The sequence below is a fragment of the Chromohalobacter sarecensis genome (genome assembly GCF_023061135.1).
Classification (GTDB): Bacteria; Pseudomonadota; Gammaproteobacteria; order Pseudomonadales; family Halomonadaceae; genus Chromohalobacter; species Chromohalobacter sarecensis.
The window spans coordinates 1-16,695 of record NZ_JAKGAN010000004.1 but is presented as its reverse complement, the minus strand read 5'-3'; the positions used below and the strand labels follow the sequence as shown (position 1 = coordinate 16,695).

The 16,695-nt window shown below is 61.3% G+C and carries 17 protein-coding genes; 8 read left to right on the top strand and 9 right to left on the bottom strand.

Translation table 11 applies throughout. The annotated features are described in order from the left end of the window. The first annotated feature begins 52 nt into the window (after positions 1-52). Together L1071_RS07550 and L1071_RS07545 are read left to right on the top strand one after the other, a co-directional pair. On the top strand, positions 53-598 hold the full coding sequence (locus L1071_RS07550; protein WP_246971246.1) for a nucleotidyltransferase family protein: 546 nt from the start codon (positions 53-55) through the stop codon (positions 596-598). Between the two features lie 183 nt (positions 599-781). Then, the gene (locus tag L1071_RS07545; RefSeq protein ID WP_246971230.1) at positions 782-1,417 is read left to right on the top strand and encodes a LysE family translocator; all 636 of its coding nucleotides are present in this window, start codon (positions 782-784) and stop codon (positions 1,415-1,417) included. A 181-nt stretch (positions 1,418-1,598) separates the two neighbouring features. On the opposite strand, the gene L1071_RS07540 is transcribed toward L1071_RS07545, so the two are convergent. The 9 genes from L1071_RS07540 to gpmI all read right to left on the bottom strand — a co-directional run bounded on the left by L1071_RS07540 (position 1,599) and on the right by gpmI (position 12,073). Then, positions 1,599-2,699, bottom strand: coding sequence for an ABC transporter substrate-binding protein (locus tag L1071_RS07540; protein ID WP_246971227.1), 1,101 nt, complete (start codon positions 2,697-2,699; stop codon positions 1,599-1,601). Beyond that, positions 2,686-4,422 carry a chloride channel protein gene (locus tag L1071_RS07535; protein WP_246971224.1) on the bottom strand — a complete coding sequence of 579 codons (1,737 nt, stop codon included), beginning with the start codon at positions 4,420-4,422 and terminating at the stop codon, positions 2,686-2,688. Before L1071_RS07535 ends, L1071_RS07540 begins: the two co-directional genes overlap by 14 nt. A gap of 168 nt (positions 4,423-4,590) precedes the next feature. Then, positions 4,591-5,478: a DMT family transporter gene (locus tag L1071_RS07530; protein ID WP_246971221.1), complete on the bottom strand. Its 888-nt coding sequence runs from the start codon at positions 5,476-5,478 to the stop codon at positions 4,591-4,593. 122 nt (positions 5,479-5,600) lie between these two features. Continuing rightward, complete coding sequence (locus tag L1071_RS07525; RefSeq protein ID WP_246971219.1) at positions 5,601-5,750, bottom strand: hypothetical protein; 150 nt, start codon at positions 5,748-5,750, stop codon at positions 5,601-5,603. Positions 5,751-5,827: 77 nt separating this feature from the next. After that, complete coding sequence (locus L1071_RS07520) at positions 5,828-7,012, bottom strand: MFS transporter (protein WP_246971217.1); 1,185 nt, start codon at positions 7,010-7,012, stop codon at positions 5,828-5,830. 165 nt (positions 7,013-7,177) lie between these two features. After that, a complete protein-coding gene (locus tag L1071_RS07515; protein WP_246971215.1) occupies positions 7,178-7,705 on the bottom strand; it encodes a TetR/AcrR family transcriptional regulator in 528 nt (175 codons plus the stop codon). Positions 7,706-7,827: 122 nt separating this feature from the next. After that, positions 7,828-9,156, bottom strand: a complete 1,329-nt coding sequence (locus tag L1071_RS07510; RefSeq protein WP_246971213.1) for a S41 family peptidase — start codon at positions 9,154-9,156, stop codon at positions 7,828-7,830. A 140-nt stretch (positions 9,157-9,296) separates the two neighbouring features. After that, positions 9,297-10,466: a murein hydrolase activator EnvC family protein gene (locus L1071_RS07505; RefSeq protein WP_246971211.1), complete on the bottom strand. Its 1,170-nt coding sequence runs from the start codon at positions 10,464-10,466 to the stop codon at positions 9,297-9,299. A 29-nt stretch (positions 10,467-10,495) separates the two neighbouring features. Then, complete coding sequence (gene gpmI, locus L1071_RS07500; RefSeq protein WP_246971208.1) at positions 10,496-12,073, bottom strand: 2,3-bisphosphoglycerate-independent phosphoglycerate mutase; 1,578 nt, start codon at positions 12,071-12,073, stop codon at positions 10,496-10,498. Between the two features lie 269 nt (positions 12,074-12,342). Between gpmI and L1071_RS07495 the strand changes: the two genes are divergently transcribed. The 6 genes from L1071_RS07495 (at position 12,343) to L1071_RS07470 (ending at position 16,528) form a co-directional block, all read left to right on the top strand. Further along, positions 12,343-12,762, top strand: coding sequence for a rhodanese-like domain-containing protein (locus L1071_RS07495; RefSeq protein ID WP_246899803.1), 420 nt, complete (start codon positions 12,343-12,345; stop codon positions 12,760-12,762). 71 nt (positions 12,763-12,833) lie between these two features. Then, positions 12,834-13,328 carry a protein-export chaperone SecB gene (gene secB / locus L1071_RS07490; RefSeq protein WP_097021576.1) on the top strand — a complete coding sequence of 165 codons (495 nt, stop codon included), beginning with the start codon at positions 12,834-12,836 and terminating at the stop codon, positions 13,326-13,328. A gap of 3 nt (positions 13,329-13,331) precedes the next feature. Beyond that, entirely contained in the window at positions 13,332-14,060 is a 729-nt protein-coding gene (locus L1071_RS07485; protein WP_246971198.1) for a 16S rRNA (uracil(1498)-N(3))-methyltransferase, read from the top strand. Positions 14,061-14,258: 198 nt separating this feature from the next. Next, positions 14,259-14,633, top strand: a complete 375-nt coding sequence (locus L1071_RS07480) for a hypothetical protein (protein ID WP_246971195.1) — start codon at positions 14,259-14,261, stop codon at positions 14,631-14,633. 119 nt (positions 14,634-14,752) lie between these two features. Continuing rightward, positions 14,753-15,661 carry a LysR family transcriptional regulator gene (locus tag L1071_RS07475; RefSeq protein ID WP_246971193.1) on the top strand — a complete coding sequence of 303 codons (909 nt, stop codon included), beginning with the start codon at positions 14,753-14,755 and terminating at the stop codon, positions 15,659-15,661. Between the two features lie 114 nt (positions 15,662-15,775). Beyond that, positions 15,776-16,528 (top strand): SDR family NAD(P)-dependent oxidoreductase, encoded by a 753-nt coding sequence (locus L1071_RS07470; RefSeq protein ID WP_246971190.1) that lies wholly within the window; start codon positions 15,776-15,778, stop codon positions 16,526-16,528. The last annotated feature ends 167 nt before the right edge of the window (positions 16,529-16,695 follow it).

The following is a 16,695-nucleotide window of genomic DNA, read 5'->3' as shown; positions in this document are numbered from 1 at the left end:
CAACAACGTCATGCACGTGATAACTGCGTGATGGCTGATATCAGATATCGATATGAACTACGAATCACAGATCAAGGATTGGTTGGTGCGCGATCCTATACGCATGAAGGCGCTTGCCATCGCTTCTGAGAAAAAGCTGCCGGAGTGGTGTATCGCTGCGGGGTTCGTTAGGAACTTGGTTTGGGATAATCTTCATGAGCTTTCATCGGCTACCGATCTGAACGACGTTGACTTGATTTACTACGATCCACGCGATTGTAGTGAATCTCGTGACCGAGAAATTGAGAATGATTTAAAAAGCATTTCGACGCTTCCATGGTCGGTGAAGAATCAGGCAAGAATGCACGAGCGGAATTCGGATACTCCGTACATTTCGACTGAAGATGCCATGAGTTTCTGGGTAGAGATGGAAACTGCCGTGGGGGCCGCATTGGATGAAAATGGTGAGATAACGATTGTGGCGCCTTTCGATGTTGAGCGGCTATTCGACTTCACCATTACCCTGAACTCAAAACGGCCAAAGCGAACTGATTTCGAAGCTAGGATAAAGTCCAAAAGATGGCTGGAGATTTGGCCAAAATTGGTGGTGAATGCCTGATGAATCGCTGCCAACCTAGCTAGGATAAGAACCGTCCCGATGACCTTAATGCTCACCAAGGGGCTCCGAGAAAAGCGACGCCTAAGCGCGATGCGAGGACAGCTTCCACCATGGCGATGATGGAGGCGACGGCGGGGTTCTGTGACGCAAGCCTTTGACGTAGAAAATAAAGGAAATTTCGATATGTTCGATTACACGTTGGTACATTGGCTGGCGTTTTTGTCAGCGGCGGTGCTTCTGAACCTTTCTCCAGGGCCGGATATCGCGTTCATGCTAGGCCAGACGCTACGCAGCGGGCGTCGATATGGGTTCGCTGCGATGCTCGGGGGTTGGTCGGGGACGGCATTACATGTGGCCATGGCGGCGGCGGGGCTGTCGGCCATTTTGGCCACATCGGCTGTGGCGTTCTCGGTGATCAAGTGGGTAGGGGCTGCCTATTTGATATGGCTCGGCGTCAAGATGCTGTTGTCCAAGGGGGATTCTTTTATTTCCAATGGCGGAGGCCGAGACGCAAAGGAGCAGTCGGTCTATTGGCAAGGTGTGCTGGTGTCCGCCTTGAATCCCAAAGTGGCCATCTTCTTCCTAGCCTTTTTGCCGCAATTTGTCGTGGAAGGTGCCGGGCCGGTGGGCGCCCAACTGTTCTTGCACGGCAGCTTGATTATCGTGGTCGCGGCGTTTATAGAGCCTCTCTTGGTAATGATGGGGGCGAAGCTGGGCGCTTTCTTGAAGGCAAGCCCGCGAGTGGGCATGTGGATGGATCGCGGTCTTGGCGCCTTATTCGTTGCCTTGGGCGCGCGTCTAGCCGCGAGTACCAAGTGATATCGGCATAGCGGCACGCCTCCCCACTTGCAGCCTGAATACCCCACGCACCGGATGCCATGATTTTTGCTTTGCAATGATTCTGGTTCCAATACGGGCGGCGCTAATCTCTACGAATCATCAGCCATGTCCTTTAGGGCTGCAATGGCCACTATGGAGGTGAGCGCTTGGGTTGGAGGTGCTAGTCCGGTGTGTCGTGCCGGTTCATCCAGTGCTCAAACAATCGCCAGCGCAGGTCAAATGTCTGGGTGTACCACTGCTGATCACGGTGTATGGCTTTTTCCAGATGCGCGGGCAGGGTGGGCAAATAGGGGCGCATGGGGGTGGAGGTCTCTTTATGTAACCCCACTCGCTCGCGGGCCGAATGACGCGAGGGGCTGTAGCTGATCAGACTGGCTTGATGGGCCATGGGCTCGGCGCGCGTAGCGTAGCGGATGAAGCGTTCAGCAAGCTGGGGTTGATCCGCTTGGGCGGGGATGGCCCAACTGTTGTAGTCCAGTAGTTGGCCATCCCAGATAATGGTGATAGGGGCACCGTCGTTGACCTGGGCATCGAAAAAGCGTCCGTTGTAGCCGGAGGCCATGGCGACTTTGCCTTCGGCCAGCAGCCGGGCCGGCTCGTTGCCACCGGTCCACCAGGTGAGCTGCCCGCGCAGTTTATCCAATTGGTTGAAGGCCAGGTCAAGGCCGCGCTCGGTACTTAGAAGATCATAGAGCTGACTGCGGGGCACGCCTTGGCTCATCAGCGCCCATTCAAACAGTCCCACTGGCGCGCGGCGCAGGGCGCGCCGGCCGGGGAAGCGCTGGGTATCGAAAAAGTCCTCGACGCGACGGGGTTTTACACCGGGGAAGGCCCGGTCGTCATAGGCGATCACGGTAGAGAATACCAATTGCGTCACCGCGCAGCGGCCAATGGCGCCTTTTATAAAGTCCTCGCTCGCGGGGGTGCTGTCGGGCGCGGGGGCAAGGATGCTGGGGTCCAGTTCGCGCAGCAAGCCCTGCTCGCAGGCGGTGTCGGCGTTGGCCTTGATCATGTCGATCACATCCCAAGAGTGATTGCCCTTGGCGTAGGCTTCTTTTAGGGCGTCCAACCCGCCGTTAAAACGTACGGTTTCTACCTCGATGCCGGTTTTTTCGGTAAAGGATTCGAAGTAGGCTTCGTGCTGGCTACGCTCGTAGGCGCCGCCCCAGGTGACCACCGTGAGCGTGGGGTGGTCCGTATCCGCCAGCGCCGGTAGCGTCAGCACGGTGGTGAGTAGCCACATCAGATTAAGCGGTCGCATTTTCCTCCCGTCGCAAGTCATCGACGATGCCCAGGTAGGCACGGATCACCGCTTCCTCGGAGACACTGCCAACGGGGCGGCCGTCGTCGTCCAGAATCGGAACCGATTCGCCCACGAAACCCTCCAGCGCGTTCATGGCGTCCCAGACACTGGTGGCGTGGGTAAACGCGGGATCAATACGCCAATGCTTCCGGGGCACCGGCTCGGCATCGGGCAGGGTGAGGAGTGTCTGCAGGCGCACACAGCCGACAAAATAGCCCTGAGCGCCGGTGAGTACGGCCTCGGCCCGCTGCTGTTCGACAAGTAGTGTGCGGATGGCGCCAGCGGTATCGGTGGCATCCGCGCGCGTGACATCAGTCGAGGCGTAATCGGCAATCGCCAGGCTCTGGAGAATCGCCCGGTCGCGGCCCTGGCGAAGATCGAAACCCCGTGCACACAGTTGCCGATCAAACAGCGAGCGGCCCACCATCCGATAGGAGACCAGGTTGCAAAACACTACCGTTACCATCGCCGCAATGGTCAAGTCGTAATTGCGGGTCAACTCAAACACGATCAGTATGGTCGTCAGCGGCGCGCCGATCACTGCGCTCGCCAGCGCCATCATGCCCCCAATGGCGTAAGCCACCAGGCCGGACAACTCCAGCGGCACGATCGTTTGTGCCGTCATGCCGAACAATGAACCAAACAGTATCCCGATCAACAGCGCCGGACTGAATACCCCGCCCACGAAACCGAAGCCCACGCACAAGGCCGTGACCAGCAGCTTCAGGGTGACGAGTAAACCCAGCTCTCCAGCCCCGAAAGCGCCGGGAATGGTCGCAAAGCGCAGACTCTCCTGGCCGATACCCAGTACCTCCGGTATCCACAACGCCACCAGCCCCAGCGCCAATCCGGCACCGGCAGGCTTGATCGTTTGTGGCAACCGGACCAGGGCGGCCAGTTTGCCGGCCTTCTCAATCAAGCGGATAAATACCCAGGCCAGCAGCGCGCACAACATTCCCTCAAAAGCGAAGAGCAAAAACTCGTAGCTATGGCTAACGCCGGCAAAATCCACCAAGAACAAAGGCTCAAGCTCAAACACCACATTGGCCAATACATATCCCGTGGCTGCCGCCACCGTGACTGGTGCAAAGGCGCGCAGCGAATAGTGACGCAGTATTACCTCGTGGGCGAACACCAGTCCGGCAATGGGTGCATTAAACGCCGTCGCAATCGCGGCGGACACGCCGCAGGCAATGGCAATGGCTTTCAGATCCTTGACGCCCAATTTCAGCTTGGCAGCCAGCGCCCCAAACAGCGTGCCCAGGTACACCATGGGCCCGTACTGGCCCACACTGGCGCCACTGCCTAGCGAGACAATCGCCGCCAGGGTGGAAACGATACCATCGCGCAAGCTCGGCAGCGGTTGATCGGTCTGCACCGCGAGAATGGCGTCCGGCGGCGCTAGTGCCCGCCGCACACTCGAGCCATAGCGCATCAAAAGCCCCACGACTAGGCCGCCCAGCGTGGGCACCAGTACCGTCGCGGCCATCACCAGTCCTGGTCGCTCGCCCCATTGAATCCGTGCGTAAGGTGACACCAGCAGCCGGTGGTTCAACCATGCTACCGCCTCCACAAAACCGATGGCGCACAGAGAAGCAACCGCACCGACGGTCACCGCCACCAGGGAAATGGCGCTAATGCGGTAGCTAATGCTTAGCCAGTGTCGGGCGGTAGAGTGCATAGGTTTGATTGTGAGGCTTGTTGAGCGTCAGGTGACTGAGAAAATAGCGCTTCGAGAATCAATCTCATGATAGATCAGCGTTGGCGTTTATGTTTTCTTTCTCATTTCACTTTTCGCCGCCTGTGAATGCCAATCTGATATTTCTGCTTCCCCAATCAGGCAGTGGCTCTAATCCTCGGCCACGCTTTGCTTGGGACTGGAGTAGACGCTCAGTGCCGTCACCGTGGTGAGGATCAGCACCATCCCGACGATCTGGATGCTTACCAAGTTTTCGCCGAGGACCACGACGCCGAAGAGCGAGGCGGTGACGGGTTCGACCATGGCGACGATGGAAGCGACGGCGGGGGCGGTGTGTTTCAGGCCGGCGATGTAGAAGATGAACGAGAGCCCGGCGCCGAGTATCCCCAGTGTGACGAACAGCGGCCAGTCCGGCGTGTGCAGCACGTCCAGGGTTTGGCTGGTGTCGCCAAGGCCGACCAGGAGCACGGCGAGGACCGCGAAGGCAATCACCAGAATGGCCTGTGGGCTGCCGTGCGGCGCGGCGTACTTGAACCCGAAGATGAACACCGCGTAGGAGACCCCGGCCAGCAGCCCGGCACCCACACCGAGTAGGGTGATTCCACCTGCGCCGACGTCATAAATACGCGTCAGCAGTACGATACCGAGCATCACCACCACGATGGCGGCCCATTTTATCGGCGTGGGTTGTTCGAGCTTCAGCACGAACGAGAGCAGATAGACGAAGATCGGCGCCGAGTACATCAGTGTCGCCGCCACCGCGACGCTGCCCTGCGAGATGCTGAGGAAGTAGAACGCGAAGTTGCCGGCGACCCCCAGGCCGGCCACTGCTGACCAGCCCCACAGACGGCGATTGCGTAACCCACTATGGCGCGGGCGGATTGCCAACCAGCCGAGAACGAACAGCAGGCCGATGGCGCCCCGGTAGAATGAGACGACGAACGCATCCCAGTCGTCCGCCATGAGCATGCCGCCGATGCCGCCGGATAGACCCCAGCAAAGTGAGGCGAGAACCACGAGTGCCGTTGCACCTGCCATTGAGAGCTCCTGATGTCAGGGTGAAGTGAAAAATCGAATCATAGACTGCCGTAAAAGAACGGCATCCCCTGCGGGCCACGCCAACAGGGGATGCCGTCTCATGCTGCGTTCCTCCAAGCGCATCAGGCGCGTACCTTTTCCAGGAGCCGCCGGAGCGTCTTCTTGCTCCATACGAAGAGTCCGAGAGGCGGCATCGCCGGCATATATATCACTTTCAGAGCCTTTTCATGTTCGGCCTGATCGCTGTTTCGATACTGCTCATCGTTACGCATATCTTCTCCTTATCGCGTTGCCATCAAGAACCTGACATGTCCCGTGAGTGCCGCTGCATCTGCTGGGAACGTAGATGTCAGGGGGAAGTGGAAGCCGGTTGGAGCGCCGCGCGCTCGGCGGTCCTGTAGCCGATGAGGGCCGTGGCCACCGCGATCAGCGCGAAGGCGATGAAGCAGACGAGATACCCTCGGCTGCCGATCAGGTAGCCCGCGAGGGGCGAGCCGACGATTTGGCCGACGACGATCATCAGGAAGGGCAGTCCCAACCCGATGACGGGGCGATCCGCATACAGCCGGATGCCCCAGACGAGATAGACGCCGGTCAGCATGATGTAGGCCGCACCGAAGAGTGCGGCCGCGACCAGCACCGCTGCCAGGTTCGAGGGGCTGAGTACCAGTAAGCCGAGCGCGCCAGCCATGGCCGCGAGACTGCCGCGATGCACGACGTTGAGGCCAAAGCGTGCGATCAAGTCGCCCGCCGCGCCGCCGGCCAACCCCGCGACGCCGATCAGAATCCAGACGATGTTGGCCGTCGCCTGCTCGAAATGCCCCAGCGTGATGACCACATCGCTCGAGAAGGTCCAGAAGGCGGCGCTGGCCGTGCCCATCCCGGCGGCTGCTACCACGAGCGTCAACACACGAGGGCGCCAGAGCCCGCCAGGACGATCGGCGTCTTGGTGACTGTCGGTCGAGGCGGCGTCATGGGTGCCCGCGCGAGGCATGCTGATCAGCAACAACAGCGCATTGAGCAACGCGGCAATGGCAAAGGCGGCGTAGGCGAGCCGCCACTGGCCGGTGGCGATGAAAGCGACCGGTCCGGAAACCGCGACACCCAGGCTGGTACCGGCGTTGATGACGGTGTTGGCTCGCCCTTGCCGTGGCGCGGTGATCGCGCGGGACACTGCCTGCGCCATGGGCGGCGATGCCAGCCCGGTGCTCGTCCCCGCGAGCAGAATGGTGCCGGCCAGCCACAATGGCTGCGTGCTGAGGGCGACGCCTGCCATGCCGGCCGCTGCGATCAGGGCGGCGGCGACAGCGATCCGGCGCTGCCCGAAGCGCTCCACCAGCAGCGCGCTGAGCACGATGGCGAGGCAGTAGCCGACATAGGCGCCGCTACCGATGACACCGGCCAGGGCCGGGCTCAAGCCGACATCGTCGCGCATACCGGGCAGGAAGAGCCCATAGGCGAAGCGTGCCAGACCGTAGGTGGTGCCGATCAGCATGGTGCCGGCGACGATCAGGCGGAATTCGATGCGCGTCATGCGGTGTACTCCCTTCGGCCTGTGGCCGGGATCGTGTTAACGAAATGTAAAACGATCGTTTTCACTATGGGCGTAATGTATCCGCCGGTCCGAGCCGGTTAAAGTTACTAGTTGTGGGCTATGCTGTGTGTCGAAGCGACAAGCGTGTCGCTGAACTCGGCGACGCTATGACGCCCGCACGGCATTTGCCAAACGCTGCGCCGCCCGGCGCGCGACATCGACGGCCGCGACGCCGCGATACGCCGCCATGTGGGTCGCGCCTTCGAACAGCAGTTGCATCGTCTCGACGAGTTCGTCGTCGTGCCGGCCGATCTCCGCGACGACGATGTTGCCAATCCGGTCCCGCAGGCGCTGCTTGTGGCGTTCCATCGCCTCGGCGATCTCCGGCACGTCGCCGCCGGTTTCCCCCCAGGCACGCAGGAACAGGCAGCCCCGCACGGCCTCCTGGGCCAACCAGGTCTCCAGTGCACCGAACAAGGCATCGATGCTGTCCTCTTCCACCAAGCGATGGAAGCGGCGATCCCGTTCGTTCAGAACGGCCGCGATCAGGCCATTCTTGTTGCCGACGTGCTTGTAGAGCGTGCGGCTCGAGATCCCCGCGCCCTCCGTCAGCCTGTCCATGCCGGTGGCGTTAAAACCGTGACGGTCGAAGAGCTGCTCGGCGGTCGCGAGCAATCGTGTGCGAATATCCATGCCCGCAGTGTAAAACGATCACTTTACACGTGCAAGGAAGACATCAAGCACAACGCCCCCGCGCCGTTTATCTCAAAAACACGGCGCGGGGGCGTTTGCGTTGCAGTGGTTAGTGCGAGGCGTCAGTCGCTGGATTGCGCGCGCGGCAGGACGTTGAGGGCCCTGAGCAGGTTGAGCGCTTCACCGAGTTGGTAGTCGCTTTCGGCGAGTGAGGCTTCACGCTTGGCGCGTTCGGTGTCGCCGTTGATGTTGCGCAGGTGGTTCTCGAGGTCGGCTTCGCGGATGTTGAGGCCGCTGCCTTCGGCGACTTCGAGGCGGCCACGCACCACGTCGACATCCGGCTGGATGCCTTGGGCCTGGATCGAGCGGCCATCCGGTGTGTAGTAGAGTGCGGTGGTCAGTTTCAGGCCATCGCCGTTGTTGAGAGGCAGTACCTGTTGGACGGAGCCCTTGCCGAAGCTTTCGGTGCCCATCAGCACGGCGCGTTGCTGATCCTGCAGGGCGCCGGCGACGATCTCCGCCGCTGAAGCGCTGCCGCCGTTGATCAGCACCACCATCGGTACGTCCGGGGCGCTGGTTTGGGGAGAGGCCGAGAAGCGCATGTCGCTGTCCGGCAGGCGGCCTTCGGTGTAGACGATCAGGCCGCTGTCGAGGAACAAGTCGGCGACGTCGACGGCGCTGTCGAGCACGCCGCCGGGGTTGTTGCGCAGGTCGAGGACCAGCCCTTTGAGCTCGCCTTCGTCACGCATCTCGTCGATAGCGTCGCGGGCCTGCTCGCCGGTACGGTTCTGGAACTGGCTGATGCGCAGGTAGCCATAGCCCGGCGCCAGCAGCTCGTGCTTGACGCTTTCGGTCTGGATGGTCTCGCGCGTCAGGGTGACATCGCGCGGCGCATCCTCGCCCTCGCGCATGATGGTCATGCGCAGTTCTTCGCCCTCGTCGCCGCGCATCATGTCCACGGCTTCCTGTAGCGACAGGCTTTCGGTGGGCGTGTCGTCGATGCGCAGGATGCGGTCCTGGGCCTGAAGGTCGGCGCGGGCGGCCGGGGTGTCGTCGATGGGGGCGATGATCGTCAACTGGCCGTCCTGCATGCCGACTTCGATGCCGACGCCGCTGAATTCGCCCTCGGTGGTCTCGCGCAGGGCCTCGAAGGCGTCCTTGTCGAGATAGGCGGAGTGTGGATCGAGCTCGCCGAGCATGCCGCGAATGGCGTTGCGCATCAGGGTGGTATCGTCGACTTCATCGACATAGGTGCGCTTGATGCGCTCGAAGACCTCGGCGAAGGTCTGCACGTCTTCCACGGGCAGGGCGTCATTGTCGGCCTGAGCCTGGGCGCTTTGCTGGGCGTGCGCCGGCAGCGACAGGGTTAGCGCACCGATCACCAGGGCCATGCCCATTGCTAGAAAGTGGCGAACGATGAGACGTGGGGAACGGGGTTGGCTTGCGGTCATGCTGTCTCCACAACGCGGCGGAACGGGCTCATGTCAGTCGCGCCGGAAGGGGCGACCAGGTGGCGGAACGCAGGCGAACCCACGCGTGCCGAGGCCCAGCATAGCCTTTATGGGTCGGCGCAATCCAGCGCGGCGCACGTTCAGCGCCGGGCGATCCAGTCGCTGGGGTCGATGGGGTCGCCGTTTTTGCGGACCTCGAAATATAGCGCGGGGCTGTCGCGGCCGCCGCTGTCGCCGACGGCGGCGAGGGTGTCGCCGCGCGTGACCTGGGCGCCGACGCCGACATCGAAGCGTTGCAGGTGGGCGTAGAGCGTCATGACGTTGTCGCCGTGATCGACGATCAATAGATTGCCGAAGCCGCGCATCCAGTTGGCGAACACCACGCGGCCGGCATGCACGGCGGTGACCGGTGTGCCCGCTGCGGCGCCAATGAGCATGCCGTTGCGGTCGACGCCGTCGCCGTTGCCGTAGGTGGCGAGCATGTCGCCCTGCACGGGCCAGGGTAGATCGCCCCGGGTCTCTTCGATATCCGTGGAGGGCGGCGCTTCTTCGAGACGATCGAGCTTGGCCTGCATCTGCTCGAGCAGTTGCTGAGCGTCCTCTCGGTCGCCGTTGAGCGCGGCCAGCTTGGCCTGCTGAGTCGTATAGCGTTCTTTGTACGTCGCGAGGATGGCTTCGCGCTCGCTACGCTGATCGCTGAGCGTCTCACGGCGTTTGCTCAGCTCGCTGGCGAGGCTGTCCAGACGTTCTTGGTGCGACTGTAGCGCGCTTTGCGTTTCGTTGAGTTGGCCCTCGAGCTTGGCCAGGGCATCGAGGCGCTTCTCACGCGCCTGGTTGAGATGATTGAGATACTGCTGAAGGCGGTCCAGCCGCGCGGGGTCGGTCTGGTTGAGCAGCAGCTTGAGCTGCGGCGTGGGGCCGAGCCGGTATAGTGCGTTGAGCTGCTTGGCCAGGGCGGTGCGTTGCTGGCGACGTTCTTCCTCGAGGGTCTGGCGCTGCTGTTTGAGCTCGGCGACTTCCTGATCGAGTTGATCCTGTTCGCGCTGCAGGCCGGTCAGCCGCTGTTGGGTGTCGGCCAGTTCGGTTTCCACTTCGCGCAATGCGTCCTGCGCGCTATCGCGTTCGTCACGAGTGCCCTCGAGGTTCGACTGGGTATTCTCGATGTCGCTGCCCAGGGCCTCGAGTTGACGTTTGACGTCCTCCGGCGAGTTCTGTGCCCAGGCGCTGGAAACGCCCAGCGACAGCCACGCACACGAGAACGCCATGGCGCAGGCCATGGCGATTCGCTTGCCGGACGTCGGCGCGCTCATGCGCCGACGCCGCAATACACGCACACCTATCAGGGGGTATCCACCAGCACGCGGCCGGTCATTTCCTCGGGAATCGGCTCGTGCATCATGGTTAGCAGGGTCGGCGCCAGGTCGCACAGGCTGCCGTCGTCCGCCAGGGTGGCGCCGGCGCGCGGCGTGACATAGACCAGCGGCACCTGGAAGGTAGTGTGCGCCGTCTGCGGATTGCCCGTTTCGGGATGCACCATTTGCTCGGCATTGCCGTGGTCCGCGGTGACCAGGCATTCGCCGCCGGCGCGTTCGATGGCCTCGATTACTCGGCCCAGGCAGACATCCACCGCTTCGATGGCTTTGACGGCGGCATCGAAGTCACCGCTGTGGCCGACCATGTCGCCATTGGCGTAGTTGCACACCACTAGATCGAACGTGCCCGCGTCGATGGCCGCGACCAGCTTGTCGGTAAGCTCATAAGCGCTCATCTCCGGCTTCTCGTCGTAGGTTTTGACGTCCTGCGGTGAGGGGATCAACTCGCGGGTCTCGCCGTCGAACTCGTCCTCGCGACCACCGGAGAAGAAGAAGGTGACGTGGGCGTATTTCTCGGTCTCGGCGATGCGTAGCTGCTTCAAGCCGCGCTTGGCGACGGTCTCGCCCAGCGTGTTGACCAGATCGTGAGGCGGAAAGGCGCACGGTGCTGGAATGTTCGCGGCGTACTCGGTGAGCATCACCAGCCCTTCGTGGGCCAGCTTGGGCCGGGCCTGGCGGGTGAAGCCACTGAAGTCGTCCTCGGCGAAGGCACGCGAAAGCTCACGAGCGCGGTCGGCGCGGAAGTTGAGGAACAGCGCGGCGTCGCCATCGGCCATGCGTACCGGCTCACCGTGCGGGCGAATGCTGGTGGCGGCGACGAATTCGTCGCTTTCTTCGCGCTCGTAGGCGGCGTCCAGCCCGGCCTCGGCGCTGGTGGCAACCTGCTTGCCTTCACCTTCGACGATGACGCGATAGGCCTGCTCGACACGGTCCCAGCGATTGTCGCGATCCATGGCGTAGTAACGGCCGATGATCGAAGCGACGTAGGCGTTGTCGGCGCCGAATAGCTCGGCGAGGCGTGCATTGGCACGTTCCAGCGAGGGACGGGCACTCTTGGGCGCGGTGTCGCGACCGTCGAGGAAGGCGTGCAGATAGACGTGTTTGGCGCCGCGTTCGGCGGCCAATGCGGCCACGGCGAGGATGTGATCCTCGTGGCTGTGCACGCCTCCGGGCGAGAGCAGACCAAGCAGATGCACGGCGCGGCCAGCGGCCACGGCGGCGTCGATGGGCGCCGTCAGCGCGGTGTTGGTGGCCAGCTCGCCGTCTTCGATGGCCTTGGTGATACGCGTGAAATCCTGGTAGACGATACGCCCGGCGCCGAGGTTCATGTGGCCGACTTCGGAATTGCCCATCTGGCCGTCGGGCAGCCCGACGTACTTGCCATCGGTGTGCAGCAAGGCGGAGGGGTAGCGTTGTTTCAGCGCGTCCATGACCGGCGTCTTGGCCGAGTAAACGGCGTTGTGCCGAGTGTCATCGTTCTGGCCGTAGCCATCGAGAATCAACAGCGCAACGGGCCGGGGACGCTGGGTGTGGGTATCTGCCATAACATGCCTCGCGGGAATCTGTTGGGCGTCGCATCGGCGCATCCGGCCGATGACCCCATGAAGCGGCAGTGCCGCCGGGGGTTCGCGACTCACGTCTCCTTGCGGCATCATAACGCAGTCACGAGAGAGCGTCAGCCGCGTTGGTGGGGCCGGACGCTCGCGCATGGCTCATGTATACTAAGGCGCCCGCCGGGGCATGCGACGTTCGCCGAGCGCACACGACGCCGACAGACACGTCGATAGACACACAACGAGAGTTATCCGCACCCATGATCGATCAGTTATTCGAATTCGTGCAAAACCACCTGCTACTGTCAGGCGCTTTTCTGGTGGTACTGGTGGCATGGATCGCCTACGAGCTGAAAGGCTCGAACAGCGGCGTCTCGCCGTCCGAAGCCACCTCGCTGATCAATCGCGAGGAGGGGCTGTTTCTGGATATTCGCGAGGTCAAGGACTTCAAGGCGGGGCATATCGCCGGCGCGCGCAATATTCCCAAGGGCCGTTTGGGGGATCGCCTCAAAGAGCTCGAGGACTACAAGGAAAAGCCGGTGGTGGTGGTATGCCAGCATGGTCAGCACTCCGGCGCCGCCGTCGGGCAGTTGACCCAGGGCGGTTTCACCCGCGCGGCCAAGCTCAAGGGCGGTATGACCCAGTGGCAATCCGATGAGTTGCCGGTGGTCCGCAAGTAAGCGCTACACTGGCGGGGCGGCGCACGCCGGGCCCCGCGTCTCATGCATAGATAAGTCAAAGGAAGTGCAACATGGCGGAAGACAACAATCAGGCCGCTCAAGGTGGCAACGACACGCAGAACCAGCTGCAATTTTCCATGCAGCGCATTTACGTCAAGGATGTCTCCTTCGAGTCGCCCAACGCGCCGAGCGTGTTCCAGAATGCGTTCAAGCCCAAGGTGGGGCTCGACCTCAACACCACCAGCGAGCAGGTCGGTGAAAATCTCTACGAGGTCGTGGTCAAGGTAACGGCGCAGGTCACCAACAACGAAGACGGCGCCACGGCGTTTCTCGCCGAAGTGGAGCAGGCCGGTTTGTTCCGCATCGCCGGCTTGAGCGACGACCAGCTCGACCACACGCTGGGCGCGTTCTGCCCCAACATGCTGTTCCCCTATGCGCGTGAGTGCATCGACAACCTGGTCAATCGCGGCAGCTTCCCGCCGCTGATGCTGTCACCGGTCAACTTCGAGGCGATGTACGCCCAGAAGAAGAAGCGCGAAAGCGAAGCCGCCGAGAACGTGCAGTAAACGATGGCTGGACCGCGCATTCATGTGGCGGCCACGCTGGTCGCCGCAGCGGAAGTCACTCTGCCCGAAGGTGCCTCACGCCATGTGGCGGGTGCGCTTAGGCTGCGTGAAGGCGCGGCGCTGCGCCTGTTCGATGGCGAGGGTCTCGAAGCCGAGGCCGAGATCGTCAGCGTGGGGCGCCGCGAGGTACGCGTACGGGTCACCACTGTGACCGAGGGCGGCGCCGAGTCACCGCTGGCGGTGCATCTCGGCCAGGCGATCTCCAAGGGCGACCGCATGGATTACGCAATCCAGAAGGCCACCGAGCTCGGCGTCGCGGCGATCACGCCGCTTTATACCGAGCACGGCGACGTGCGCCTCAAGGGTGAGCGCGAAGCCAAGAAACTCGCCCACTGGCAAGCTGTCGCGGTCAGCGCCTGCGAGCAATGCGGGCGCAGCCGCGTGCCTACCGTGCATCCCCCGCAAACGCTCAGTGCCTGGCTGGCGGCACGCGACGAAGCGCTACGTCTCGTCCTGCATCCCGCCACCGACACCGCCTGGCAACACGCCAGCGACATCTCCCGCGCCGCACTCCTCGTCGGCCCTGAGGGCGGTTTATCCCCCACCGAAATCGACGCCGCCTACACCGCCGATTTCACCGCCCTGACCCTCGGCCCCCGCATCCTGCGCACCGAAACCGCCCCCGTCGTCGCCCTTACGCTGCTGCAGCATTATTTTGGGGATTTGGGGTAGGTAGAGCGTTCGCGTCTTATTTTCGATGCGGATGTGGCTCAAGCCCCAATTAAGATCGAGCTAGCCCTGCGAGTGGCTCCAGGTGGAAGCCTGATCACTGGACCGTTTTCTCTATGAGTGATCATACACTCAAAACCAGATGGCCAAACTCACTGTGCCACTACAGAGTGGCCTTTAATCATGAAATGGAGAAGGTGGATGGGCTATCTATCTTATTTTGTCATGGGGGGTGTTTTGGGAGCGCTCAGCTGGGCCGTTTGCCCAGTAGTGTCGGGTCAGTTCGAGCCCTTTGATACGCTGATCGGGTTTGTCATTGGGCAAGCATTGATGCTCGCTTTCGCCATTTATACCGGCTGGACGAAAAGGGTGATGCTTCTCTTCCTGCTGGTGGCGGGTATGTATGTGGGGCAAAACGTGTATGCCTATATATTCAGTCCTGCTTTTGGCTCCAGCGATACGAGGGAATGGTTCCTGCTGGGGCTCGTGACAAGTGTGTTCCTCTGCATCCTTCCTCTCGTGGGTGGTGGTGTGGCCAGATGGATTGTGGTGTGCTCGCAACGTGCCCGTAAGTAAGTGATCATAGAGACTTATCTATCCACTATCACCGCTAAACTCATCTGTCTTTGGCGGTGTGCGTTTTTCTCGACGACGGTTATCGCTATTTATCATTGAACTATGTGAGAGCCAACGACATGCGTGGATCTGAATTCGCAGAGCTGCAAAGCTTCATGGCAATCGTGGAGCATGGCAGCTTCGTGCGGGCTGCCGAGTCTTTAAATGTGACGGCTTCTGCGCTAAGCCAGAGCATGAAAACGCTGGAAACCCGCATGCGTGTTCAGCTCCTGCACCGGACGACGCGACGCGTCCATCTGACGGAAGCTGGCGGACACTTGGCCGCTCGCTTGCAACCAGCGCTGGATGAAGTGTCTGCGGCAGTGGCTGATACGTCACAACTCGCTACTCGACCCCGTGGGCGGATTAAAGTGCATGCCATGCGACTCGGGTCACGGCTCTATCTTGAGCCGCACCTGCCTGCCTTTCTCGAGGCGTTCCCCGACATTCGCGTTGATATCACGCTCGATGACGCCTCTCTGGATGTCGTCCAGCAGGGCTACGATGTTTCGATCCGTCTTGGAGAAATGCTCGATCAGGATTTCGTGGGGCTACCGTTGGGGCCGCGCATTCGGCAGATCGCCGCAGCGTCACCGGCCTATCTGAAAAACTTGGGTTACCCGGAAGTCCCTGCCGACCTGGGCAAGCATCGGTGCATCACCTGGCGGTGGCCGGGCCAGCTCGGCAGTTATCAGTGGGAATTTTTCAAAGACGGTCAGTGGCAGAAGGTGTCGCTGGATGGCGTCCTCTCGTTCAATGACCAGCGCGTCGCTTTAGAGGCGGCGGTAAGGGGCGCGGGCGTCGCCTTTTGGGCGGAAGATCAGATCCAGCCCTATGTCGATCGTGGCGAGCTCGTACCGCTGCTGACTGAATGGAGTGCGCCCTTTGAAGGGTTTTATCTCTGCTTTCCTAAACAACATCAACATTCGGTAGTGATGCGAGCCTTCATCGACTTTTTGAAGCAGAGGGTGCCCGCTAGCTTTGATTGATTATTTCCACTAAACAGTCCTTTCAGTTAAATCGCGATTATTTAGCTTTTTGGAGTCCCTATTATTCCCTCGTGCCGTCGCCGACGGCGAATGCCTATGACCTAGAGGGAAAATATGAGTGATTTGAATCGAGAATTTGAGGGCCAAGTGGCGATCGTGACAGGCGCTGCAGGTGGCGTCGGCGGTGCCTTGGTCAAGCTGTTGACGGATCGCGGCGCCAGTGTGGTGGCCGAAGACGTGAAGGCCGAAGTCGAAGAGCTCGAAGCGTATTCTGATCGTATCGTGACGCTGACCGGCGACTTGGCAGAGGAAGAAACCGCGACTCGGGCCGTTGATCTGGCGCTGGAGCGTTTTGGCAGCCTGGATATTCTGGTCAACAATGCGGGACGCATCATCAACAAGCGTGTGGCGGACATGTCACTCGAAGACTGGGATTCCGTACTCAACGTTAACTTGCGAGGGACCTTCCTACATTCACGCGAGGCGATGAAGGTCATGAGCGACGCCAAGCGTGGCAGCATCGTGAATGTCGGGTCTTACGCCTGTCATGTCGCGTTCCCGACGATTGGCGCCTATGCCGCATCCAAGGGAGCTATCGCTCAGTTAACACGCGTCTTGGCGCTGGAGGGAGCCGAGCATGGTGTGCGGGCGAATGTGGTCGCACCCGGCGATGTTGTGACCGGTATTCTAGACGACATCATGCCGAATGGCCGCGACTTTTTGGCGGAGCATGGCGAAAGCTCTCCCGCCGGTCGTGCAGCACAACCTGAGGAAATAGCCGAGGTGATCGCGTTTGCCGCCTGTGATCGGGCTAGTTACATGACGGGCTCCGTCGTGATGGCAGATGGCGGCTACACTTCCGTTTAACGCATCACTGTTTGACGCGCGTCGTCAGTGTTACTGGCGGCGCTATTGATTCGTGAGTGGCGGGTCTCAGCAGCGCCCGAGACACGTATTCGGACATCACGTCGTGAGGCGAAATAACCGCTTTTCCTGAAAAGATACCGAGTAGGCTGGTACCACGTTCACTCAGG